Raw genomic sequence first — 22,726 nt, 5'->3', positions numbered from 1 at the left:
CACAAGAAAGAATAAAAATGGATGCCTTAAATCTCCTGACCACACGTCGCTCTTCCAAAAAACTGGCTGCTCCGGCACCCAATGCCGAGCAACTGGAACAAATGCTGCAAGCGGCAACACAAGTACCTGATCACGGCAATATGCGCCCTTTCCGCTTTACTGTGATTCAAAGCGAGGCCGGCTTGCAACGTTTCCGCGAGCTGTTGAGCAAGACCGTTACCGAACTCAACTTCGGCGATGATGCCATGAAAAAGGCCGAACGCGTCGGCAACATGGCGCCTATGATTATCGGCGTTACATTCGCGCCGAACCATGAAGTGGCAAAACCCAAACCTGAATGGGAACAAATGCTGACTGCCGGCTGCGCCGCCTATGCTTTACAACTGGCTTCTTCTGCTCAAGGCTTCGACAATGTTTGGATTACCGGCATGTGGGTCAACAGCCCATTGTTGCGCGAAGCATTTGAGTGTGCCGACAAAGACAAAATCATCGGCCTGATGATGATTGGTTCGCCGACCGAAGAAGGAAGTGGCCCGAAAAATACCAACTTAGAATGTTTTACAACTTATTGGTAAAGCCTGAAAATACTAAGGCCGTCTGAAAAACCTGATTTAATGGTTTTCAGACGGCCTTTTTATGTCTCTTGTCAAAATATCAAGCCGGATTCATAAACGCTTCAACTTCTTCCAAAGAAATATCCGCCGTTGCACCATGACGCGAAGCAACCAATGCACCCAGCGCACAAGCAAAAGTAATGGCTTCTTGAGGAGGCGCATTATTGAGCAGCTTGTAAGTCAAACCGCCAAGAAAGCTGTCGCCGGAGCCGACAGTATCCACCACTTTGACGCGGAAACCGCAATGACGGTACAACTCGCCGTCCTTATACAAAACCGCGCCATGACTGCCCAAAGTCACGCAAAAAATTTTGACGCCGCTCAACTCAACGAGGTAGCTGATATTTTGCTCGATACTGTGATAAGGAGAGCCATAAGCCGCAGCCAATTCATACAACTCATCATCGTTGAGTTTGACCATATCAGACTGTTTCATGGTCTCCAACAAGCGGTCAATATCGTAATGAGGCTTGCGCAGATTAACATCAAAAATTTTGAATTTGGCTTCTTTCAGCAAAACTGCCAAACTTTTACGCGAAACTTCATCACGGGTTGCCAAGCTGCCAAAAACGAAAGCATCGGATTCTGACACACGTTTGATTGCCGCATCATCAACCGCAATCCTGTCCCACGCGCAAGGATAAACAATCTCATAAGACGCACTGCCAGACTTGTCCAAGTGTACTTTCACCAAACTGGTCGCGCATTCCTGGCAAACCTGCAAATAATCAGTGTTGACGTTTTTGCTTTGAATCTTGCGTAGCAATTCTTCACCATCGGCATCATCGCCGCGACGACTGATAATGGCAGTATCGATACCCAAAGACTGCAAACGAACGGTAACATTCAGGGGTGCACCACCCAATACCTTTCCGTTTGGAAAATCGTCCCACAGTACTTCGCCGAAACTGGTTACTTTCATTCTTGGCCTTCCTTTTTTGAGGTTGATTGGCAGGGTCTGCACACCCGACAGATTTTTTGCAAATCATGTACTTGTAGTAAAATTCCAGTATCGGGGGCAAAAGTATTATGTTTTAAAATATTGGGACTGACAAGCAATTAAGGGGACATCAGACAATAAACTTGATTCATCACAAAATTATATTGTTCCTATTTTTTTCTTTTTCTTTCACATTTATCCCCTCCTATTTCATTAAAACAAAACATTCTGAAATTTAAATACACAAGGCCGTCTGAAAACTGATTCAATCAATTTTCAGACGGCCTTTATCGAATTATTGCAGCAATTAAACTACCACTTCTTCTTTTTTCTTCACTTCTTTGGCAATGTTCTCACGACTCAAGCCAAACATCAGCAAAAGCGGGCTAGCAACCAATACGGAAGAGTAAATACCGAATACGATACCGATGGTCAGCGCCATAGAGAAACCGTGCAAGGCTGCACCGCCAAACACCAGCATAGAAACAACCATTGCCTCGGTCGAACCGTGGGTAATGATGGTACGGCTCATGGTTGCAGTAATCGCGTTGTCGATAACTTCCGGCACAGAGTGGCCGCGCATATGCGGCTTACGGAAGTTTTCACGAATACGGTCAAATACAACCACAGATTCGTTCACGGAATAACCCAAAACTGCCAAAATACCTGCCAAGACAGTCAGAGAGAATTCCCATTGGAAGAAGGCGAAACAGCCGAGAATAATCACGATATCGTGCATATTCGCAATAATCGCGGATACTGCAAAACGCCACTCAAAACGCATGGACAAGTAAATAATGATGCCTGCCACCACGAAGCCCAATGCCATCAAACCATTGGTAACCAACTCTTCACCAACCTGAGGGCCGATGAATTCGACTTGGCGCAAGGTAACGTCAGGATTGTCTTTTTTCAGCAAATCCATCACTTGGTTGGACAGCTGGGCTGACGTTACGCCTTCTTTATTCGGCAGGCGGATCATGATGTGTTTGTTCGTACCCAATGCCTGAACCTGTACATCACCCATTTTCAGCGTATCAAGGCGTTCGCGCGTTTGATTCACATCCACGCCCTGCTGATATTGGACTTCCATCACCGTACCGCCGGTAAATTCGACGGAGAAATTCAGGCCTTTGGTTACCAAAAAGAACACGGCGGCAATAAACGTAACCAACGAAATAAAGGTCGTCAGTTTGCCGTAGCTCATAAACGGAATATCGCGTTTGATTTTAAATAATTCCATGTTTTACTCCTTGCCTTCTGCCATTTCAGCTTTCGGCTTCCATACCGCACCAATGGAAATATTCCGCAATTTGCGACGGCGGCCGTACCACAGGTTAACCAAAGCACGGAACACGACCACAGACGAATACATCGAGGTCAGAATACCGATACAGTGCACAACGGCAAAACCACGTACAGGGCCGGAACCGAATACCAACAAAGCAATACCGGCAATCAGAGAAGTCAAGTTAGAGTCGACAATGGTTGCCCAAGCATGTTGGAAACCGAGGTTGATGGCCTGTTGAGGTGGTATACCTGCGCGTAATTCTTCACGGATACGTTCGTTAATCAATACGTTGGAGTCAATCGCCATACCCAATGTCAATGCCAACGCGGCAATACCCGGCAGGGTCAGCGTTGCCTGCATGGCAGACAAAATACCTACCAAAAATAAGATATTGGTACTCAAAGCGATGGTAGAGAAGAAACCCATCAGGCGGTAGTAAACCACCATAAACGCAGCAACGGCGGCAAAGCCCCACAAGGTAGAATGGAAGCCTTTTTCAATGTTTTCTTTACCCAAAGACGGGCCGATGGTGCGTTCTTCGACAATTTGCATAGGCGCAGCCAGCGAGCCGGCACGCAACAACAATGAAGTATCGTTGGCTTCGGCAGTTGTCATGCTGCCAGTAATTTCTACACGGCCACCGGTAATTGCGCCGAGGATTTTAGGTGCAGTAACGACTTCGGATTTCCCTTGGTCGATCAATACCATAGCCATACGCTTGCCCACATTGGCCGAAGTCAATTCGCCAAAAATACTACCGCCTGCGCTGTCCAAGCTCAGGCTCACGGCAGGCTTACCCATTTGATCAAAGCTAGGTTGCGCGTCGTTGATGTTGTCACCGGTCAGTTCAACTTGTTTGTTGACCAAAATAGTTTCCGGATGATCGCCACCACTTGACAGTAACTCATAACCAGTCGGTACATTACCGTTTAAGGCTTCCTGCAATTTAATCGGATCGTCTTCCACCATGCGTACTTCCAAAGTCGCGGTACGGCCGATAATGTCTTTGGCTTTGGCAGTATCTTGCACGCCCGGCAGCTGTACAACAATACGGTCAAGGCCGGATTGTTGGATAACCGGTTCGGCTACGCCCAATTCGTTCACACGGTTGTGCAACGTATTGATGTTTTGTTTAACTGCATCAGAACGTACTTTATTGATTGCCTCTTCAGACAAAGTCAGCACGATATTGTTGCCATCCGGCAGCAGCGTGGCTTCAGGGAACAATTTTTGCAACTGAGGCAAGGCTTTTTGTACATCGGCAGCATCTTGCAAAGGCACGGTCAGACCGTTTTCAGTCTGATGCACCGTGCCGGTACGGATTTTTTCGCGGCGCAATTCGCGGCGGATATCGCCGGAATAACGTTCAAACGTTTTCTGCATCGCGGCTTTCATGTCCACCTGCATGGTGAAATGCACGCCGCCGCGCAAATCCAGACCCAGGAACATCGGATTGGCTTTGATTTTCGCCATCCACTCAGGGCTGTCTGCCAACAGGTTTAGCGCAGTAATATAGCCCTCACCCAAAGTATTTTCGATGACGTCGCGCGCTTTCAATTGCGTTTCGGTATCTTTGAAACGCACTTTCAGCGAGTTGTCGACGATGAACATACCATCAGTCTGAATACCTGCCTGTTTCAGCGCGGCATCCACTTTAGACTGGGTTTGATCGTTGATCACGATGGCTTGTCGGTTGGTCGATACCTGTACGGCAGGCGTTTCACCGAAAAGGTTGGGCAGCGAATACACAGCCGCAACCACAATCGTGAACGCAATCAGCAGGTATTTCCATAAAGGATAACGGTTCATGGTAAACCTTTGCTTTATTTATAAAGGCAAACAGCCGCACTCGGAAAATGAGGCGGCTTTTCGCAAAAAAACGGATTATTCGGCTTTCGCGGCAATCGCGTTGCGTTCCACTTCCACTTCGATTCTCGCACCTTGGCCGATGTCGACAGTGTAGAATTGCTCGCCGACTTTGGTCACGCGGCCTTTGAAACCTGCAGCCAAAACGACTTTATCGCCTACTTTCAAAGCAGCCAGCATAGCTTGGTGTGCTTTGAATTTCTTTTGTTGAGGACGCATAATCAGGAAGTAAAACACCACCATAATCAGCAGTAAAGGGGCAAATTGAGCCACAGCTTGATTCATAATATATCCGTTCTTTTGAGTTTTAAGATAAAGTAAAAAACTGCATACAGCCCAAAACGCAGTTGGTCGGACTGTAAAATTGAGCTATTCTAAAGGTCGTCTGAAAAATTTCCAAGCATTTCCGTATTTATTAACCATATTTAGCAGTCCGTGCGACTCGTTCGAGACACACTTTCCATGCTTAAAAAAATCATTTGGCGCGTGCGTACCCTACTGCGTCGACTACTTGGCAAAAATGCCCGCACCGTATGGATTTCCCATCCGATATTTCTGCAGCACCAACCGGGCACCAACCACCCCGACAAGCCCGAACGCATCAACGCCATTCAAGCCGCCTTAAAAAAGGAAGGCATTTGGCGTCATCTGCAAACCGCTGAAGCACCCGAAATCAAAGATGCGCAACTGGCATTGGTCCACTCGCGCAATTATCTGCACGAATTGGAGGCCGCACAGCCGCTTCCCGGCAAAATCCACCGCATCGATGACGATACAGTTATCTGCCACAACTCCCTCCAAGCCGCCCGTTTTGCGGCCGGAGCCGTTGTCAAAGCAGTCGATATGGTGATGAACAAAAAGGCATGGCATGCTTTTTGCGCCATCCGCCCACCCGGCCACCATGCCCACAGCAACAGCGCCAGCGGATTCTGCCTCGTCAACAACACCGCCGCAGGCGTGATGCACGCCATTGCCCAATACCGCCTGCAACGCATCGCCGTCATCGATTTCGACGTCCACTTCGGCGACGGTACGGCGGAGATTCTCCAAGATGATCCGCGCGTGATGTTTTTCAACCTGTTTGAAACCGACATCTTCCCCTTCCCGGAGGCGGAACAATACGCCGACAGCAAAAATATGCTGCATACCCCCCTCAAACCGGGCACAGGCAGCCGCATCTTCCGCACGACCATCCGCGAACAATGGCTGCCCAAGCTCACGGCTTTCCGTCCCGAGTTGGTGTTGCTTTCAGCCGGTTTTGACGGGCACAAACAAGACGAAACAGGCCGTCTGAACCTGCATGAAGCTGATTTTGCCTGGCTGACGCACAAAATCGTCCAAGTAACGGCAAGCTGTCAAGGACGTGTCGTTTCCGTACTGGAAGGCGGCTACACCTTGGAATCCCTGTCCAAATCCGCCGCCGCCCACATCCGCGTATTGGCGGGCTTGAGCAAGGCCGATTACGTCATCGCCTACCAAAAGCATTTGAAGCGCGGCAAAAGTAACAATCCTACGCAATAACGCATTTAAACTATCGACCCCAGGCCGTCTGAAAACATATCATCCGTTTCAGACGGCCTTTTCTTCATTTACAAACTTTAATTTGAGCAAAGACAAACCATTTCCATATTATCAGTAGTAAAATAACAAACATAAAACATATCAATAAAAACATTTCACACGCCACACTGCTTCCCTTTCCCCAATTGACCGTCTTTTTCAGACGGCCTCCACTTTAAAAAAGGAGCGTTACAATGAAAGCAGCACGTTTTTACAACAAAGGTGACATCCGCATCGAAGACATTCCCGAGCCAACCGTAGCTCCGGGTACTGTCGGCATTAATGTTGCGTGGTGCGGTATCTGCGGTACCGACCTGCACGAATTCATGGAAGGTCCGATTTTCATTCCGCCTTGCGGCCATCCGCACCCAATCTCCGGCGAGTCAGCGCCAGTAACTATGGGGCACGAGTTCTCCGGCGTGGTTTATGCCGTAGGCGAAGGCGTGGACGACATCAAAGTCGGCCAACACGTTGTCGTTGAACCCTACATCATCCGCGACGACGTACCGACCGGCGAAGGCAGCAACTACCACCTCTCCAAAGACATGAACTTCATCGGCTTGGGCGGCTGCGGTGGTGGCTTGTCTGAAAAAATCGCCGTCAAACGCCGTTGGGTACACCCTATTTCCGACAAAATCCCATTGGATCAAGCTGCTTTAATTGAGCCTCTGTCTGTCGGCCACCATGCTTATGTACGCAGTGGCGCAAAAGAAGGTGACGTCGCATTGGTTGGCGGCGCAGGCCCAATCGGTTTGCTGTTGGCTGCCGTACTGAAAGCCAAAGGCATCAAAGTCATCATCACCGAATTGAGCAAAGCGCGTAAAGACAAAGCACGCGAAGCCGGCGTTGCCGACTACATCCTCGACCCATCCGAAGTCGATGTCGTCGAAGAAGTGAAAAAACTGACCAACGGCGAAGGTGTGGACGTCGCATTCGAATGCACCAGCGTCAACAAAGTGCTGGACACCATGGTTGAAGCCTGCCGTCCGACTGCGAAAGTCGTCATCGTATCCATTTGGAGCCACCCCGCCACCATCAACGTCCACAGCGTTGTGATGAAAGAGCTGGACGTACGCGGCACCATCGCCTACTGCAACGACCACGCCGAAACCATCAAATTGGTTGAAGAAGGCAAAATCAACCTTGAGCCTTTCATCACCCAACGCATCAAACTGGACGAATTGATTTCCGAAGGCTTCGAGCGCTTGATCCACAACAACGAATCCGCAGTAAAAATCATTGTTAATCCTAATCTTTAATCCTAAGGTTTAAAGAATAAACAGGCCGTCTGAAACTTTTCAGACGGCCTGTGTACTTGATAAATTCCCGAATGGCCCAATGCTATGCCGACCATTCACTTATCAAGAGCAAAATCTCATGAATCCAAAATACGCCCCACTCTTTCAAACATATACCCTCAATAACGGCGTAACCATCAAAAACCGCCTTGTCGTCGCCCCCATGACCCACTTCGGCTCACAAGCCGACGGTTTGATCAGCGACCAAGAGCGTACCTTCCTCAGCAACCGCGCAGGCGATATGGGCATGTTTATCACTGCCGCCACTTTGGTTCAAAAAGACGGCAAAGCCTTTCACGGCCAACCTGAAGCCACAGGCGAACACTGCCTCGACAGCCTGAAAGAAACCGCACAAATCCTGCAACAACAAGGCGCAAAAGCAATTTTGCAAATCCATCACGGCGGTTCCAAAGCCATTGATGACCTTTTGGACGGTCTCGACAAAATCAGCGCTTCCGCCAGCGAAGCCGAACACGCACGCGAAGCGACCGCAGAAGAAGTCGAAGCACTCATCGCCTCTTATGCGCAAGCCGCCGATTTGGCGCTTCGTGCCGGTTTTGACGGCGTGGAAATCCACGGTGCCAATACCTATCTGATCCAACAGTTTTACTCTGCCCAAAGCAACAGCCGCAACGACCAATGGGGCGGCAGCTTGGAAAACAGAATGCGCTTCCCGCTGGCCGTTATCGATGCCGTGGTTGCCGTCCGTGAAAAACACCAGCGTAACGACTTCATTATCGGCTACCGCTTCTCTCCCGAAGAACCGGGCGATGACGGCTTAACCATGACCGAAACCGGCGCACTGATTGACGCATTGGTACAAAAACCGCTGCAATATCTGCACGTTTCCCTGTGGGAATTTGATAAAAAAATCCGTCGCGGCGGCGATACTGCGCAAACCCGTATGCAGTTCATCCACGAACGCATCAACGGCAAACTGCCGCTTATCGGCGTGGGCAACCTGTTTACCGCCGACCAAATTTTGGCCGCCTATGAAACCGGCTGGGCAGAATTTATCGCATTGGGCAAAACCGTGATGATTAATCCGCACATCGCCACGCAAATCCGTGAAGGCCGCGAAGATGAAATCGTAACGCAACTCGATCCGACGCGCGCCGACCATTACGGCCTCCCTGACACCTTATGGGGATTTGCCTCCAGCGGTACGCAATCATGGCTGCCGCCGGTAAAAGGCGCGGAATGGAAACCGATGGATATTTAATCATCGATTCATAACCAAAGGCCGTCTGAAACTTTTCAGACGGCCTTTGTTTTGGTGCAAACATTGAATTATCAAGCATTTTTTTGTACAATTCCGCATCTTTCAATCTATTGCAGGGCGTGTTGCACACGCCCTTATTTTAGCCTGTTTTCCAACACCCATATCCTTCAGGCCGTCTGAAAAAGCGGCCTGAACCTTTTTGCAAAGAAAACCATGTCCCAAGAAATCCTCGACCAAGTGCGCCGCCGCCGCACGTTTGCCATCATCTCCCACCCTGACGCGGGTAAAACCACGTTGACCGAAAAACTGCTACTGTTTTCAGGTGCGATTCAAAGCGCGGGTACGGTAAAAGGCAAGAAAACCGGCAAATTCGCCACTTCCGACTGGATGGAAATCGAGAAGCAGCGCGGCATTTCCGTGGCCTCGTCCGTGATGCAGTTCGACTACAAAGACCATACCGTCAACCTCTTGGACACGCCGGGACACCAAGACTTCTCCGAAGATACCTACCGCGTGTTGACCGCCGTCGACAGCGCCTTGATGGTTATCGACGCGGCAAAAGGCGTGGAAGCGCAAACCATCAAACTCTTGAACGTCTGCCGCCTGCGCAATACGCCGATTGTCACGTTCATGAACAAATACGACCGCGAAGTGCGCGATTCTTTGGAATTGCTGGACGAAGTGGAAAACATCCTGCAAATCCGCTGCGCGCCCGTAACCTGGCCGATCGGCATGGGCAAAAACTTCAAAGGCGTGTACCACATCCTGAATGACGAAATCTATCTCTTCGACGCTGGCGGTGAACGCCTGCCGCATGAATTCGACATCATCAAAGGCATCGACAATCCTGAATTGGAACAACGCTTTCCATTAGAAATTCAACAGTTACGCGACGAAATCGAATTGGTGCAGGCGGCTTCCAACGAATTTAATCTCGACGAATTCCTCGCCGGCGAACTCACGCCCGTGTTTTTCGGTTCGGCGATTAACAACTTCGGTATTCAGGAAATCCTCAATTCATTGATTGAATGGGCACCTGCGCCGAAACCACGCGACGCGACCGTACGCATGGTCGAGCCGGACGAGCCGAAATTCTCCGGATTTATCTTCAAAATCCAAGCCAATATGGACCCGAAACACCGCGACCGCATCGCCTTCTTGCGCGTCTGCTCCGGCAAATTTGAGCGTGGCATGAAGATGAAACACCTGCGCATCAACCGTGAAATCGCCGCCTCCAGCGTGGTGACGTTCATGTCGCACGACCGCGAGCTGGTGGAAGAAGCCTACGCGGGCGACATCATCGGTATCCCGAACCACGGCAACATCCAAATCGGCGACAGCTTCTCCGAAGGCGAACAACTGGCGTTTACCGGCATCCCCTTCTTCGCACCCGAACTGTTCCGCAGCGTCCGCATCAAAAACCCGCTGAAAATCAAACAACTGCAAAAAGGTTTGCAACAGCTTGGCGAAGAAGGCGCGGTACAGGTCTTCAAACCGATGAGCGGCGCAGATTTGATCTTGGGCGCGGTCGGCGTGTTGCAGTTTGAAGTTGTTACCTCGCGGCTGGCCAACGAATACGGCGTGGAAGCCGTGTTCGACAGCGCATCCATCTGGTCGGCACGCTGGATATCGTGTGAAGACAAGAAAAAGCTGGCGGAGTTTGAAAAAGCCAATGCAGGCAATCTGTCGATAGACGCAGGCGGCAACCTCGCCTACCTCGCGCCTAACCGCGTCAACCTGAATCTGACACAAGAACGCTGGCCGGATATCGTGTTCCACGAAACACGCGAACATTCGGTTAAACTGTAAAACGCAAAGGCCGTCTGAAACATTCAGACGGCCTTTTTTTTCATTCGATATCAACCCAATAAATCCCAAGCGAACTTCCCAATGGTCAGACACAGCAGCAACATAAATCCGTAACGCAGCAGCTTAGTTCCGCCGCGTATTGCCAAGCGCGCGCCGACCACTCCGCCGCATAAATTTGCCACCGCCAACGGTATCGCCCATGCCCACACGACATGGCCTTGCGGGATAAAAAACGTCAGCGCGGCAAGATTGGTAGTCGAATTGATGACTTTTGCCGAGGCGTTCGCCGCTAAAAAATCGTAGCCGTAAAAGCGGACGAACACAAAAGCCAGCAGGCTGCCCGTTCCCGGCCCGAACACGCCGTCGTAAAAGCCGATTAACGCGCCGAAAAATAAGCCCCATAAAGTTTCGCGGCGCGTCAGCTTTTCAGTGCGCACCGTCTGCCCCAAGTCTTTTTTCAAAAAAGTGTACAGACACATGGCAATCATGATGACCAACATTGCCGGTTTCATATATTGCACGGGGAAATACACCACCGTTTTCGCGCCCAAATATGAAGCGGCAAATGCCAACGCCGCGGCAGGCAGCAGCATTTTCCACGGCACGGGGATTCGGCGCAGATATTGCCCCGTCGCGGTCAGCGTGCCGCAGCAGGAAGCAAATTTATTGACCCCCATCACCGAGGCCACAGGCGTAGCGTTTGGCAATAGGTTGAACAATCCGGGAATCTGCAACAGCCCTCCGCCGCCAACCGCTGCATCCATCAGCCCGGCGGCAAAGCCGACCAACACCAGATAATAAAAAAACGAATCTGCAAGCATAATGTCCATCTCTAAAAAGCAAAGCGATTTTGCGCGTGTTTGCCTGTCCTGACAACCTACAAGGCCGTCTGAAAACAAGAAACCATATTCTGTTTTCAGACGGCCTTTCTTTTTCAATTCAGCCGCTCAAATTGCGGCTTGAAAATTTTTCCATTAAAATGCCGCCCCTTATCTTTCCTACACACAACCATTATATGGAACACCCCACCCCGACCAAACGCACAGCCCACGACTGAATGGGCATCTTCACGCATTTCATTTTCGCCAGCCGCTGGCTGCAACTGCCGATTTATATAGGCTTGATTATCGCCTAAGTCATTTATGCCTGTAAGTTCCTCAAATCCCTGTGGTACTTGATCTCCAACTTCGGCATTATGGATGACAATACCGTCTTGCCGTGTTAAATCTGATCGATATCGTGATGATTGCCAACCTGTTAACGATGGTCATCGTCGGCGGCTACGAGACCTTCGTTTCCCGCCTCCATGTTGACGAACATCCCGACCAACCCGAATGGCTCAGCCACGTCAATGCTTCGGTTTTAAAGGTCAAACTGTCCATGTCCATCATCAGCATCTCTTCCATCTATTTGCTGCAAACCTTCCTCAACGCCGACAATCTGTCGGAAAAACAAATCATGTGGCAATGTATTACCCACATCTGCTTCCTGATTTCCGCCCTTGCCATGGCTTTAACAGACAAAATCGTGTACAGCACGACACATAAAGCGCATTGATAAAAGGCAATCAAAAGGCCGTCTGAAATGTTTCAGACGGCCTTTTGTTATCTGGCAATGTTTACAGCTTATTGCTTGCGCTTGTCCCACCATGCAAACAAGTTGCCCAAAACCGTTCCCGATACAGAGTGCCAAACGCAGGCAACGGCGGCGGCAACGGCAGACTCGGCATTACCGGGGAAGAATTTAGCACTCAAACCGGTGGCAAGTCCGGCATTTTGTACGCCGACTTCGATGGCAAGGGTGCGTTTTTTGGCGGTGTTCATGCCGGTCAGCGCACCGCTGTAATAGCCGAGGATGTAGCCGCCGATGTTGTGGGCAGCGATGGCAAGTACCATCACGAAGGCGGATTCGGCAAAGCGGTGGCCATGAACAGCAGCAACGCCGCCGACAATACAGGCAAATGCAATAACGGCAACGGCCGGCATAATCGCGCGCACATCTTCAAACCAGTGTTTTTTATGCAGCAAGATATTGGCAACAGAGCCGATAACGACAGGCAACAGGGTAACGAGCAGCATAAATTTGAACATACCCCAGCCGTCCATTTCGACGGTTTGTCCGACCAAATAAGTCATCCACAGCGGCGTCATCACAGGCGCGAGGACGGTAGAAACAGTCGTCATGCCAACCGAAAAGGCAACATCGCCTTTAGCCAAAAAACTCATGATATTGGACGAAACACCGCCCGGGCAGGTACCGACCAAAACCAAACCCAGCGTCAATCCGGGCGAAAGGTCAAAGGCCTTGGCAATACCGATGGCAAGCAGCGGCATAATCGTGTATTGGGCGATGGCGCCGATAAAAATATCGAGCGGACGTTGTGCCAAAATTTGATAATCTTCTTTGCCCAAAGTCATGCCCATACCGAGCATGATAATGCCGAGTACGACAACTTGCGTATCGCCTTTCACCCACGAAAAAGTGGCAGGTTCGATAAAGGCGATGATGGAGGCAAGGACGATAATCAGGGCGGTGAAGCGGGTCATTTGCCGACTGACAGCGGTCAGAAAGTTCATGTTTTTACTCCTTTGTATGTTTTTATCATGACAATATTTGCCATAATTTAACACATGTTAACTGTTGTACGCAATTACAGTAACGAAACAGGAAATCCGCCATCCAATAATGTTTAAAAACAAACCGCACCGATTCCACCCAATATCAACACAAAGGCCGTCTGAACCTTTTCAGACGGCCTTGTTTTATCCGTTCATGATCGATTTATTCGATATTTTGAACCTGTTCGCGCATTTGTTCGATTAAGACTTTCAGTTCAACTGACGCTTGCGTACATTCGGCGGCGATGGCTTTGCTGCCCAAAGTGTTGGCCTCACGGTTCAACTCTTGCATCAAGAAATCCAAACGTTTGCCTGCGCTGCCCTTGCCTTCGGTAACAATGCGGCGCACTTCGGCGATATGGGTACGCAAACGGCTGAACTCCTCATCCACATCGGATTTTTGAATAAACAAAGCAAATTCCTGTTGCAGGCGGTCGTTGTCGATATTGCCGACGGCTTCTGCCAAACGGGCTTTGACTTTGTCCATATGCGCCTGCAGCAGGCTTGGGAACAGCTCGTTCAAAGCGTCCACAATCTCTTCCATGCCATCCAGGCGTTGCAGCAGGTGCTCACCCAGTTTTTTGCCTTCGCGTTTGCGGGCGGCTGTAAACTCTTTCAAAGCGCTGGTCAATAAATCTTTAACGCCTTTGGCCAAAGCCTCGGCATCTTCGCCCTGGCCTGCCAAAACGCCGGGGAAACGCAAAACGTCTGCCACGCTCAGCTTGCCGAAATTGTGTTCCTTGCGCCATTCTTTGTTCAAATGCGCCAGTTGGGCAACCAAGTCCTGATTGACCTCCAAAGTCTGTCCGCCAGAGGCCGCATCTTGCAGCTGAACACGGCACTCCAATTTACCGCGTGCCACAGCCGCAGCAATCTGTTCGCGCAATGCGCCTTCCAAATAGCGCAACTCTTCCGGCATACGGAATTGGACATCCAAATAACGATGGTTGACCGCACGGATTTCCAAATTAATCCGCTTGCCGCCGCATTCGCCTGCGGCATTGGCAAAGCCGGTCATGCTGTGAATTTGAATAGTTCGTCTTGTAGCCATGGTTTTACTCCGTTTCCAAATACGAGTGAAAGTATGGACACTATAACACACCCGACCGACGATTTTCAGACGGCCTTTGGTGCCAAATTCCTCTATAATTCAAGGCAACCTGTTTTTTATTCTCCCCAAAGGACCATCATGAGCGACTACACTCGCACCGGCCGCGCCGCCGACAGCCTGCGCGACATTAAAATTACCCCCAATTTCCTGCCACACGCCGACGGCTCCTGCCTTATCGAGTGTGGCAACACCAAAGTGATTTGCACGGCTTCCATCGACGAAAATGTCCCACCGTTCCTACGCGGTAAAGAACAAGGCTGGGTAACGGCCGAATACGGCATGTTGCCGGCATCCACTGCCTCCCGTATGCGCCGTGAAGCCGCCGCAGGCAAACAGTCCGGCCGCACACAAGAAATCCAACGCCTGATCGGCCGCTCGCTACGCGCCGTCGTCGATATGGAAAAACTCGGCGAACGCCAAATCCTGATTGACTGCGACGTTATCCAAGCCGACGGTGGCACACGTACCGCCTCCATTACCGGTGCCTACGTTGCCCTGCAAATCGCCGTGGACAAACTCCTTTCAGACGGCCTTATCAGCGAAAACCCCATCCGTGAAGCCGTTGCCGCCGTTTCCGCCGGCGTGGTGGGCGGTGTACCGCTTTTGGACTTGGACTATCCCGAAGATTCAGGCTGCGACAGCGACGTTAACATCATCATGACTGCATCTGGCAAAATCATCGAAATCCAAGGTACGGCCGAAGGCGCACCGTTCAGCATCGAAGAATTGGGCAAACTCATTGCCCTCGCGCACAAAGGCATTGCCGAATTAGTCCAACACCAGCAGGCCGCCCTTTTGGCCCGATAATCAGCAAGGCCGTCTGCAAACTTTCAGACGGCCTTTTTTAACCCAACCCCTTTATGCGCATTTACTTAAAAAAGCGCGTCCCATCCTTGAATTTCATGTAAAAAATAGTAATAATAACCCTTTTTCCAGCAAACCAAGCTGCCCGACAACCCCCACAAGAAAGCACGAAACATGGCGTTAATCGTACATAAATACGGCGGCACATCAGTAGGCTCGCCCGAACGCATCAAAAACGTAGCCAAACGTGTCGCCAAAGCCCGCGCCGAAGGACACGACATCGTAGTCGTCGTATCCGCCATGAGCGGCGAAACCAACCGACTGGTCGCACTGGCGCACGAAATGCAAGAGCATCCCGATCCGCGCGAACTCGACGTCGTTCTCGCTACCGGCGAACAAGTGACCATCGGCCTGCTGGCCATGGCCCTGAAAGACATCGGCGTTGACGCCAAGAGCTACACCGGCTGGCAAGTCGCACTCCAAACCGACACTTCCCACACCAAAGCCCGCATCGAAAACATCGACGACGAGAAAATGCGTGCCGATTTGGCCGCAGGAAAAGTCGTTATCGTAGCCGGTTTCCAAGGCATCAGCAGCGAAGGCAATATCTCAACCCTAGGCCGTGGTGGTTCGGACACCTCCGCCGTTGCCATCGCCGCAGCCCTCAAAGCCGACGAATGCCAAATTTACACCGACGTGGACGGCGTTTACACCACCGACCCGCGCGTCGTACCCGAAGCGCGCCGCATGGACACGATCACTTTTGAAGAAATGATCGAACTGGCCAGCCTCGGTTCAAAAGTTTTACAAATCCGCTCCGTAGAATTCGCCGGAAAATACAAAGTGCGCCTGCGCGTACTCAGCAGCCTGCAAGATGGCGGCAACGGCACCCTGATTACCTTTGAAGAGGACGACAACATGGAAAGAGCAGCCGTAACCGGTATCGCATTCGACAAAAACCAAGCACGCATCAACGTACGCGGCGTACCTGACAAACCCGGCGTTGCCTACCAAATCCTCGGCGCAGTGGCCGATGCCAACATCGAAGTCGACATGATCATCCAAAATGTCGGTAGCGAAGGCACAACCGACTTCTCCTTCACCGTTCCACGCGGCGACTACAAACAAACCATCGAACTGCTGCAACAACGCCAAGACAGCATCGGCGCCGCCTACATCGACGGCGACGACACCGTATGCAAAGTCTCCGCAGTCGGCTTGGGCATGCGTTCACACGTCGGCGTAGCCGCCAAAATCTTCCGCACTCTCGCAGAAGAAGGCATCAACATCCAAATGATTTCAACTTCCGAAATCAAAGTATCCGTCCTAATTGACGAAAAATACATGGAACTGGCTACCCGCGTTCTGCACAAAGCATTTGACTTGGGCAACTAATTCCAGCCAGTCAAAAGGCCGTCTGAAACGATAAAATTTCAGACGGCCTTTTTATTTCCATCATATCAATCAATAATTCTATGATGCACAATACATCCACTTCTGCTCAAAACAGTATATCCACCCCACCTTGCCGTTTAATTCCCAAAACATACCACTTAACCTAATTTGAGAAAAATAAACAAATTTGTAATAAAATAGAACAAAAGTACAAATAATTATCTACGCTCATCAATAAAAACAAATTTCCCCCAATTTTCTCCCTAACTTAAGAAGGAATCCTAATATGAACGTATTAAACAAATTCGGTATGCTAATCTTGACCGCTTCCCTGCTGGCAGCTTGCGGCGACTCCGGCAATAAAGGCAGCAGCGACAAACCGGCAGAACAAGTTACCCAAAGCGAATCTAGCCCGGCCAATAAATACGAAAAAGCCCTGAGCGAATTCCCGGAAGCAGATCCTAAACTGGCCGAACCTATCGTCATTTCCGATAAAAAATCTCCAGACGGTCTTGCCGAATTGCAAAAATTCATTCACTTTACCACTGGTGAAGAAGCTCAAAAAATTACTCAGCTAGGCCTAGAATTACAAAACTTGGCTAACCAAAATAAAGAAAAAGAAGCTTTGGAGCAGATGAACAAACTGACTGCTGCACTGGAACAATTCCATCAGAGCGCAGCTGCCCTCGACATCAAAGATCCTGAAATCAAAGCAGTTCTGGATCGTGCATTACAAGTCAGCAGTGCTGCCAACAACATGATGATTTATGCAGGCAAACATGCTTCTGAGCTGACTATCAACGGCAAAGATAAAGATTCGCTCAAATTTGCCAAAGATTTCCAAGAAAAATCTCAAAAACTGCAAGAAACCCTGCGTGCAGCCAATCAAGAAATACAAAAAGCTGCCGAAGCTTTAGGCAAAAAATACTCCCAATAAGCCTATCGTTTCCAATAAATAGTGGGTGGTATCGACAACATCGATATCACCTTGCCAAACCATAAGTCAGGTTGAATAAAATGAACAATCTTAATCCTTCACTCCCCTGCCCACACTGCCATGCCCCGATCCAAGGCGGATTGGTTAAAGGATTGGCTGCAGTTAAAGAATGCCCTTCCTGCCATAAAAAAGTCAAATTTAAAAAACCGCCTGTTGGCGAATATTTCAAAGCTTTACTAAAGCCTTTCGCTATTTTTGTAGTAGTCGTCTGCATCGTAGCGGCAATACTGATCAGCCTGTTTGGTACATTTCCCCCATATATCAGTACGGCATTAGTTATAGGCTTTCTCGTCTACTACATTATCCCGATTCAAAACAAACTTTCATCTTTTGAAAAAGACGAATAAACATATACATTGCCCATCCAACCCATTTTCCCGGATGGGCAATACCTTAATACAGCCCAATAAAAAATAATGAAACCGTCCCCATTCTCTTGTCCGCATTGCTCCAATCCGATTCGAAGCGGTGCATTCAAAGGGTTGAAGAGCATTAAAGAATGTCCGACCTGCCACAAAAAAGTCCGCTATAAGCAACCGACTGCAAAAGAAATCCGCCAGGCGACATGGAAAAAGAGCGTTATTTTCATCGCCCTGCTGACCTTATACCTTGCCTTTCTGATTGCACTATTTCGCGCAGATATTCCTTTTACGTATCTCATCCTTCCTATCATGATCTATTTGGTTGCAGTCTTCCAGCCTGCCATTATCAAGCTTTCTTCATTTGAGAAAGACGAATAGCCTGCTTTCAGACGGCCATCGCCTTCAATAATAAGGTTTGGCCGATGCCGATTTCAATCCTTATCCCCGATATCCCCTCCAAGGCTTTTATTACATGAAACGTCCAGTCCCTGTTACCGTCGCCGTAGTTCTCTATTTCATCCTAACTGCCCTTACTTGCTTTACCACTGTTGCTCTTGCGATTTATTCGGGCGATTTACTGATAGAAGTTGCAGCTTTAGCATTCCCTTTCCTGCCTTGGTGGCTGTCTATGCCTCTATACTTCATCCTCCTTTCCTTGCCGGTATTTATTGCCGTCGGCCTGCTTTCAGGCAACCGTGCTGCCCGTTGGCTGGCCGTTGTGCTGGCAGCCGCTTCACTGATCATGGTGTATAGCGATATGGCGAGCTATAGTTCTCAACAAATCATTATTCAATCCATTCTCCACCCTGTTTTGCTGCTCCTTATCTTCAACCCTGTATCCAACCGCTATTTCGCCAACTCGGCCTCAAAAACCGAATCCTGAACCATCGGATTTTGACTTCAAAAAGACTTAAGGCCGTCTGAAACCCTTGCTCTTACGCAAATCTTTTTCAGACGGCCTAAAATAGAATGGTCTTTTCAGACTATCTTTTCCTAAGGCAGCCCTTCATACAAGCAGTAATGCGTTTCCCTTAACAGCTTTAAATACCAAACTGTAAGCAAACAAACCCATGAAATCTGTTTTTCCTATTTTCTTTATCCTGCTCAACTTATTCTTTATCCTCTATTTGCCACGCAAGCTGTCCATATGGGCCCGGTTGGCGCTTTACCTGTCTATCGGTGGGCTGATTTATTTATGGATGTCCAACAAACCTGCCCTAGCCTCCCTATTTGCACACACCCGGTCATTACAGCCATTCGACGTATTTCATGAGGCAATCGGGTTTTCATTATTGGTTACAGTCTTCCTCAATCTGTTTGACTTGCTTGCCGTACCTTCGATTGTCCGTTTCCCCAACTTAATCCTCAAAAATCCCCAACACCACCATCAGTCTGTTCAATGGTATCTTGCCAATACCTCCCTTTTTGAACGCTTTTTCCACTATTTCTACTCTTTCTGCTGTTGTCTCATATTTTATGGCATATGGCGCGAAGCCTTCCGATAATCAATCTAAAAAATAAAGGGACATCATCAAAATGTCCCTTTGTTTATATTCAGACGGCCTTGAATATTTTCAACACTCAATCCTTCCCTTCTCTCGAAAAATGCTCAATCTCAAATCCGCTCTGACGATAAGCTCGAAAACGGTCTCGGGCTTCGGCCAAATCTTCCAAGCTGTTGCCCACAATTTCAAGGATACGGTTTGGAATCGCCGGGGCTTGGCTCCAAAAATCGGCAGACAGGTTTAAAACCGTGCAATCTTGCGGAATATTCGGTAATGCGTTTCCAAACGCAAGCAATACAGGCGTTTCAGACGGCATGGGGTTGGTAGGCAGCCAAACTTCATGCGGAATAAAGCTTTCGGGAATCTGCTGCCACAAATCAACGTCTAGTTGCTGCACTGCCGCAGCGGAATCCGACCACACCAAAATCTGCCCGCCATCGCGTATGGCGCGCGCAATCAGGCGGCAGGCAAAGGCGGCCGGCTGGGCGACGTGTGTATAAAAAGTGGCTTTAGGCATGGCGTATTCTTTCGTTTGAGCAATGGATTTGCCGTTTTCAGACGGCCTTTTTGGTTTTCAACAATCTCAAGGCATTGCCCAACACCAGCAGCGAGCTGAAACTCATGCCGAGCGCGGCAATCCACGGGGTAACGTAACCAAACACGGCCAGCGGAACGGCAACCAGATTGTATGCGCTCGCCCAAGTCAGGTTTTGGCGGATGATTTGATGAGTGCGGCGTGCCTGTTCCATCATCACGGGCAAAACGTTCAAATCATCATTGAGCAAAACCACATCCGCACCATCTCGCGCCACATCAGCACTCGTGGCCACGGCTGCCGATACGTCTGCTTGGGCAAGGACGGGGGCATCGTTGATCCCGTCGCCGATCATCATGACTTTACGCCCTTGTTTTTGCAAATTTTCTACATAAGCCAGCTTGTCTTCAGGCGTGGCTTCGGCACGATAGGCATCCAAACCCAGTTCTTGCGCGACTTGGGCTACGGCAGCCTGACGGTCGCCGCTTAAAAGGTGCAGACGAATGCCGTGCTGTTTCAGGTTTTGCAACATTTCAGCGGCGCTGTCTTTGATTTGATCTTCCAGCAAAAAGGCCGTCTGAAAACCGCTTTGATTGCCCAAGAAAATCATGCCGCCAGTGTGGTCGATATGGGCAAATGTTTCAGGCAGATGACCGGCAATTTCCGAAACAAACGCCGCTTTACCCAAAGCCCAAACTTGGGTTTCGCCATCAAATTCGATTTGCGCGCTGACGCCATGCCCAATACGGTTGACCCGTTGTTGCACTTTCACATCAAGCGCTAATACAGGGCCGTCTGAAAGGGTATGGTTCAAAATGGCACGGGCGATGGGGTGTTCGGATTGCTGTTCTAATGCTTGGGCGATAGCAAGGGCTTGGGCTTCGTTCAGACGGCCTGCGTGCAACATACGGCTGACGGAAAGCTGCCCTTTGGTCAGCGTACCGGTTTTATCGAACACGACATCGTCAATTTGGGCAAGCGTTTCCAGGCTTTGTTTGCCGCTGATAAGAATACCGTCTTTGGCAAGTGCGCCAGTTGAAGCGGCCAGTGCGGTCGGGGTAGCAAGCGACAAGGCACACGGGCAGGTAATGACCAGCAGGGCAACGGTAATCCACAAGGCAGTGTGCGCATCAGCATACCAAGCCCAACCGATAAAAACAGGAATCGCAAGCAAGAGTTCGCCAAACACAAAACTGGACGCGTATTTTTCGGCCAACTCGGCGGCACGCGGTTTTTGCGCCAGCGCGCGGTCGAGCAGTTTAACGATATGGGACAGGCGCGTGTTGCCGCCGGTATGGTCGGTGCGGATGATTAAAGGACTGCTGGTATTGAGCGTACCGGCGGTTACTTTTTCAGACGGCCTTTTCACGATGGGCAGGCTTTCGCCGGTCAACATGGCTTCGTTAACTTCGCTCTCGCCGGATAAAACCGTACCGTCCACCGGAATGACTTCGCCGGGTTTCACAACAATCGTATCGCCGATATTGAGGCGGACGACTGCAGCTTCCTCGATGGCATCGCTTTCAGGATAAGACGGCAAACGGTGGCAGAATGCCGGAACCAGTTTGACCAACCGCTCCGCCGCATCGCCTGCTTTGCGTCGGGCAATCTGTTCCATGAAACGCCCGCCCAACAGGAAAAACAGCAGCATGGCGATGGATTCAAAATACATGCCCTGCCCTGCGTTGGTAGCCAGGCTGTAAATACCGGCGATAAAGGTCATCACAATGGCAATGGCTATCGGCGTATCCATGCCGACACGGCGGTTTTTCCAGTCACGCCATGCGCCGCGGTAAAACGGCAACGCGCTGTAAAACACAACGGGCAATACCATCAAAAAGCCGCCCCAATGCAGGATTTCCAAATAAAGCGGCTCGATGTCGCCGCCGTAAAAATAAGTCGGCAGGGCGAACATCATCGTCTGCATCATACCCAGACCGGCCACGGCCAATCTGACGATAAACTGTTTGCGCTCCTTCTGCGCCTGCACTTCAATTTTTTGCGCATCATAAGGCGCGGCGGTATAACCGGTTTGGCGGATTTTCAGCAAAATGTCCGACAATTCAATGTGGGCGCTGTCCCACACCACGCGGCAGCGGTGGGTACTGTAATTCAAATCCACGCGCACTACGCCCTTCATGCGCAACAACTGCTGCTCAATCAGCCACACACACGCGGCGCAGGTAATGCCGCCCAGCATCAACACCGCCTCGCGCTCATCCCCTGCGCCAACCTCGACAAAATCAGCCTGCACTTCGGGCAAATCATATAGCTTTAATTGCGACAACACTTCCGGCGGCGGCAATTCGGATTTTTCCGCATCTGCAGTACGCTGTTTATAATAATTACCCAAACCGGCATCAATAATACTCTGCGCCACCGCTTGGCAACCGGCGCAGCAAGTTTCGTGTTCTTCGTCTTCAAAACGAACCGTCAGATGCAGATGCTCCGGGACTTCAAGTCCGCAATGAAAGCAGTTTTTTTGGGGATGTGTGGAAGATGTCATAATGTGTTCGATTTATTTTTCAGACGGCCTGAAACAATCATCTCAGGGTGTTACATTTTAGCAAAAAGCGTTTTTCCGCCTCATTTCATTTACTTTTGAATTAATAGACTGTCGAATTTTATAAAAAATATGGAAAACAAAGTATTGACCGTTTATCATATGATGAACGGTAACATATAAATACCGTTTATCTTTAAAAACTTCCAATTATTTTAATGTAAAAATGGAACTTTTTTAAAAATCCCAATACATTTTTTATTGACCTCAATCCATTTACGCAGCATACTTTAGGC

At 49.7% G+C, this 22,726-nt stretch carries 21 protein-coding genes and 1 pseudogene; 13 read left to right on the top strand and 9 right to left on the bottom strand.

What is annotated here, in order from left to right; genetic code table 11:
- Window positions 1–17: 17 nt before the first annotated feature.
- Window positions 18–575 (top strand): nitroreductase family protein, encoded by a 558-nt coding sequence (locus ACTHS8_RS07945; protein WP_440373428.1) that lies wholly within the window; start codon window positions 18–20, stop codon window positions 573–575.
- A gap of 79 nt (window positions 576–654) precedes the next feature.
- Here the strand turns inward: ACTHS8_RS07945 and ACTHS8_RS07940 are convergent, their stop codons facing one another.
- From ACTHS8_RS07940 to yajC, 4 genes are all read right to left on the bottom strand, one after another.
- Complete coding sequence (locus tag ACTHS8_RS07940) at window positions 655–1,536, bottom strand: carbohydrate kinase family protein (protein ID WP_254323927.1); 882 nt, start codon at window positions 1,534–1,536, stop codon at window positions 655–657.
- A gap of 325 nt (window positions 1,537–1,861) precedes the next feature.
- A complete protein-coding gene (gene secF, locus ACTHS8_RS07935) occupies window positions 1,862–2,797 on the bottom strand; it encodes a protein translocase subunit SecF (RefSeq protein WP_250579137.1) in 936 nt (311 codons plus the stop codon).
- 3 nt (window positions 2,798–2,800) lie between these two features.
- Window positions 2,801–4,654: a protein translocase subunit SecD gene (gene secD, locus ACTHS8_RS07930; RefSeq protein WP_440373427.1), complete on the bottom strand. Its 1,854-nt coding sequence runs from the start codon at window positions 4,652–4,654 to the stop codon at window positions 2,801–2,803.
- 75 nt (window positions 4,655–4,729) lie between these two features.
- Entirely contained in the window at window positions 4,730–4,996 is a 267-nt protein-coding gene (yajC, locus tag ACTHS8_RS07925; protein ID WP_003678762.1) for a preprotein translocase subunit YajC, read from the bottom strand.
- A 177-nt stretch (window positions 4,997–5,173) separates the two neighbouring features.
- Here yajC and ACTHS8_RS07920 point away from each other — a divergent pair, with 177 nt between their 5' ends.
- From ACTHS8_RS07920 to ACTHS8_RS07905, 4 genes are all read left to right on the top strand, one after another.
- On the top strand, window positions 5,174–6,232 hold the full coding sequence (locus tag ACTHS8_RS07920; protein ID WP_440373426.1) for a histone deacetylase family protein: 1,059 nt from the start codon (window positions 5,174–5,176) through the stop codon (window positions 6,230–6,232).
- 233 nt (window positions 6,233–6,465) lie between these two features.
- Window positions 6,466–7,530: a 2,3-butanediol dehydrogenase gene (locus ACTHS8_RS07915; RefSeq protein ID WP_003745670.1), complete on the top strand. Its 1,065-nt coding sequence runs from the start codon at window positions 6,466–6,468 to the stop codon at window positions 7,528–7,530.
- 118 nt (window positions 7,531–7,648) lie between these two features.
- Complete coding sequence (locus ACTHS8_RS07910) at window positions 7,649–8,791, top strand: NADH-dependent flavin oxidoreductase (RefSeq protein WP_440373425.1); 1,143 nt, start codon at window positions 7,649–7,651, stop codon at window positions 8,789–8,791.
- A gap of 213 nt (window positions 8,792–9,004) precedes the next feature.
- Entirely contained in the window at window positions 9,005–10,600 is a 1,596-nt protein-coding gene (locus tag ACTHS8_RS07905; RefSeq protein ID WP_440373424.1) for a peptide chain release factor 3, read from the top strand.
- A gap of 50 nt (window positions 10,601–10,650) precedes the next feature.
- On the opposite strand, the gene ACTHS8_RS07900 is transcribed toward ACTHS8_RS07905, so the two are convergent.
- Window positions 10,651–11,421, bottom strand: coding sequence for a sulfite exporter TauE/SafE family protein (locus ACTHS8_RS07900; protein ID WP_254322192.1), 771 nt, complete (start codon window positions 11,419–11,421; stop codon window positions 10,651–10,653).
- Window positions 11,422–11,657: 236 nt separating this feature from the next.
- Here ACTHS8_RS07900 and ACTHS8_RS07895 point away from each other — a divergent pair.
- Window positions 11,658–12,157: pseudogene (locus tag ACTHS8_RS07895) on the top strand (TIGR00645 family protein).
- 68 nt (window positions 12,158–12,225) lie between these two features.
- Here the strand turns inward: ACTHS8_RS07895 and ACTHS8_RS07890 are convergent.
- Together ACTHS8_RS07890 and ACTHS8_RS07885 are read right to left on the bottom strand one after the other, a co-directional pair.
- Window positions 12,226–13,176: a bile acid:sodium symporter family protein gene (locus ACTHS8_RS07890; protein ID WP_440373423.1), complete on the bottom strand. Its 951-nt coding sequence runs from the start codon at window positions 13,174–13,176 to the stop codon at window positions 12,226–12,228.
- Between the two features lie 205 nt (window positions 13,177–13,381).
- Window positions 13,382–14,269, bottom strand: coding sequence for a YicC/YloC family endoribonuclease (locus ACTHS8_RS07885; RefSeq protein ID WP_440373422.1), 888 nt, complete (start codon window positions 14,267–14,269; stop codon window positions 13,382–13,384).
- A gap of 138 nt (window positions 14,270–14,407) precedes the next feature.
- Here ACTHS8_RS07885 and rph point away from each other — a divergent pair, with 138 nt between their 5' ends.
- The 7 genes from rph to ACTHS8_RS07850 all read left to right on the top strand — a co-directional run bounded on the left by rph (window position 14,408) and on the right by ACTHS8_RS07850 (window position 19,392).
- The gene (gene rph / locus ACTHS8_RS07880; protein WP_049330971.1) at window positions 14,408–15,136 is read left to right on the top strand and encodes a ribonuclease PH; all 729 of its coding nucleotides are present in this window, start codon (window positions 14,408–14,410) and stop codon (window positions 15,134–15,136) included.
- A gap of 171 nt (window positions 15,137–15,307) precedes the next feature.
- Window positions 15,308–16,528 (top strand): aspartate kinase, encoded by a 1,221-nt coding sequence (locus tag ACTHS8_RS07875; RefSeq protein ID WP_063075945.1) that lies wholly within the window; start codon window positions 15,308–15,310, stop codon window positions 16,526–16,528.
- A gap of 286 nt (window positions 16,529–16,814) precedes the next feature.
- The gene (locus tag ACTHS8_RS07870) at window positions 16,815–17,465 is read left to right on the top strand and encodes a hypothetical protein (RefSeq protein ID WP_440373421.1); all 651 of its coding nucleotides are present in this window, start codon (window positions 16,815–16,817) and stop codon (window positions 17,463–17,465) included.
- A gap of 80 nt (window positions 17,466–17,545) precedes the next feature.
- Window positions 17,546–17,872: a purine permease gene (locus tag ACTHS8_RS07865; protein WP_223168895.1), complete on the top strand. Its 327-nt coding sequence runs from the start codon at window positions 17,546–17,548 to the stop codon at window positions 17,870–17,872.
- Window positions 17,873–17,941: 69 nt separating this feature from the next.
- Entirely contained in the window at window positions 17,942–18,265 is a 324-nt protein-coding gene (locus ACTHS8_RS07860; protein WP_440373420.1) for a dimethyl sulfoxide reductase, read from the top strand.
- 94 nt (window positions 18,266–18,359) lie between these two features.
- On the top strand, window positions 18,360–18,770 hold the full coding sequence (locus ACTHS8_RS07855) for a hypothetical protein (RefSeq protein ID WP_440373419.1): 411 nt from the start codon (window positions 18,360–18,362) through the stop codon (window positions 18,768–18,770).
- 187 nt (window positions 18,771–18,957) lie between these two features.
- The gene (locus tag ACTHS8_RS07850; protein WP_440373418.1) at window positions 18,958–19,392 is read left to right on the top strand and encodes a hypothetical protein; all 435 of its coding nucleotides are present in this window, start codon (window positions 18,958–18,960) and stop codon (window positions 19,390–19,392) included.
- 76 nt (window positions 19,393–19,468) lie between these two features.
- On the opposite strand, the gene ACTHS8_RS07845 is transcribed toward ACTHS8_RS07850, so the two are convergent.
- Together ACTHS8_RS07845 and ACTHS8_RS07840 are read right to left on the bottom strand one after the other, a co-directional pair.
- The gene (locus tag ACTHS8_RS07845; protein WP_440373417.1) at window positions 19,469–19,909 is read right to left on the bottom strand and encodes a DNA polymerase III subunit chi; all 441 of its coding nucleotides are present in this window, start codon (window positions 19,907–19,909) and stop codon (window positions 19,469–19,471) included.
- Between the two features lie 37 nt (window positions 19,910–19,946).
- On the bottom strand, window positions 19,947–22,433 hold the full coding sequence (locus tag ACTHS8_RS07840) for a heavy metal translocating P-type ATPase (RefSeq protein ID WP_440373416.1): 2,487 nt from the start codon (window positions 22,431–22,433) through the stop codon (window positions 19,947–19,949).
- Window positions 22,434–22,726: the final 293 nt, after the last annotated feature.

It is taken from the genome of Neisseria sp. P0016.S008, from assembly GCF_051957775.1.
GTDB classification, from domain to species: Bacteria; Pseudomonadota; Gammaproteobacteria; order Burkholderiales; family Neisseriaceae; genus Neisseria; species Neisseria flavescens_B.
Note: the sequence above shows the minus strand (reverse complement) of the source record. Positions and strands in the feature narration are given on the sequence as shown.

What these genes read in the sequence shown, in the direction of transcription:
- ACTHS8_RS07945 (WP_440373428.1), top strand. Translation starts at nt 18, where the DNA reads ATGGATGCCTTAAATCTCCTGACCACACGTCGCTCTTCCAAAAAACTG.
- ACTHS8_RS07940 (WP_254323927.1), bottom strand. Translation starts at nt 1,536, where the DNA reads ATGAAAGTAACCAGTTTCGGCGAAGTACTGTGGGACGATTTTCCAAAC.
- secF (WP_250579137.1), bottom strand. Translation starts at nt 2,797, where the DNA reads ATGGAATTATTTAAAATCAAACGCGATATTCCGTTTATGAGCTACGGC.
- secD (WP_440373427.1), bottom strand. Translation starts at nt 4,654, where the DNA reads ATGAACCGTTATCCTTTATGGAAATACCTGCTGATTGCGTTCACGATT.
- yajC (WP_003678762.1), bottom strand. Translation starts at nt 4,996, where the DNA reads ATGAATCAAGCTGTGGCTCAATTTGCCCCTTTACTGCTGATTATGGTG.
- ACTHS8_RS07920 (WP_440373426.1), top strand. Translation starts at nt 5,174, where the DNA reads ATGCTTAAAAAAATCATTTGGCGCGTGCGTACCCTACTGCGTCGACTA.
- ACTHS8_RS07915 (WP_003745670.1), top strand. Translation starts at nt 6,466, where the DNA reads ATGAAAGCAGCACGTTTTTACAACAAAGGTGACATCCGCATCGAAGAC.
- ACTHS8_RS07910 (WP_440373425.1), top strand. Translation starts at nt 7,649, where the DNA reads ATGAATCCAAAATACGCCCCACTCTTTCAAACATATACCCTCAATAAC.
- ACTHS8_RS07905 (WP_440373424.1), top strand. Translation starts at nt 9,005, where the DNA reads ATGTCCCAAGAAATCCTCGACCAAGTGCGCCGCCGCCGCACGTTTGCC.
- ACTHS8_RS07900 (WP_254322192.1), bottom strand. Translation starts at nt 11,421, where the DNA reads ATGCTTGCAGATTCGTTTTTTTATTATCTGGTGTTGGTCGGCTTTGCC.
- ACTHS8_RS07890 (WP_440373423.1), bottom strand. Translation starts at nt 13,176, where the DNA reads ATGAACTTTCTGACCGCTGTCAGTCGGCAAATGACCCGCTTCACCGCC.
- ACTHS8_RS07885 (WP_440373422.1), bottom strand. Translation starts at nt 14,269, where the DNA reads ATGGCTACAAGACGAACTATTCAAATTCACAGCATGACCGGCTTTGCC.
- rph (WP_049330971.1), top strand. Translation starts at nt 14,408, where the DNA reads ATGAGCGACTACACTCGCACCGGCCGCGCCGCCGACAGCCTGCGCGAC.
- ACTHS8_RS07875 (WP_063075945.1), top strand. Translation starts at nt 15,308, where the DNA reads ATGGCGTTAATCGTACATAAATACGGCGGCACATCAGTAGGCTCGCCC.
- ACTHS8_RS07870 (WP_440373421.1), top strand. Translation starts at nt 16,815, where the DNA reads ATGAACGTATTAAACAAATTCGGTATGCTAATCTTGACCGCTTCCCTG.
- ACTHS8_RS07865 (WP_223168895.1), top strand. Translation starts at nt 17,546, where the DNA reads ATGAACAATCTTAATCCTTCACTCCCCTGCCCACACTGCCATGCCCCG.
- ACTHS8_RS07860 (WP_440373420.1), top strand. Translation starts at nt 17,942, where the DNA reads ATGAAACCGTCCCCATTCTCTTGTCCGCATTGCTCCAATCCGATTCGA.
- ACTHS8_RS07855 (WP_440373419.1), top strand. Translation starts at nt 18,360, where the DNA reads ATGAAACGTCCAGTCCCTGTTACCGTCGCCGTAGTTCTCTATTTCATC.
- ACTHS8_RS07850 (WP_440373418.1), top strand. Translation starts at nt 18,958, where the DNA reads ATGAAATCTGTTTTTCCTATTTTCTTTATCCTGCTCAACTTATTCTTT.
- ACTHS8_RS07845 (WP_440373417.1), bottom strand. Translation starts at nt 19,909, where the DNA reads ATGCCTAAAGCCACTTTTTATACACACGTCGCCCAGCCGGCCGCCTTT.
- ACTHS8_RS07840 (WP_440373416.1), bottom strand. Translation starts at nt 22,433, where the DNA reads ATGACATCTTCCACACATCCCCAAAAAAACTGCTTTCATTGCGGACTT.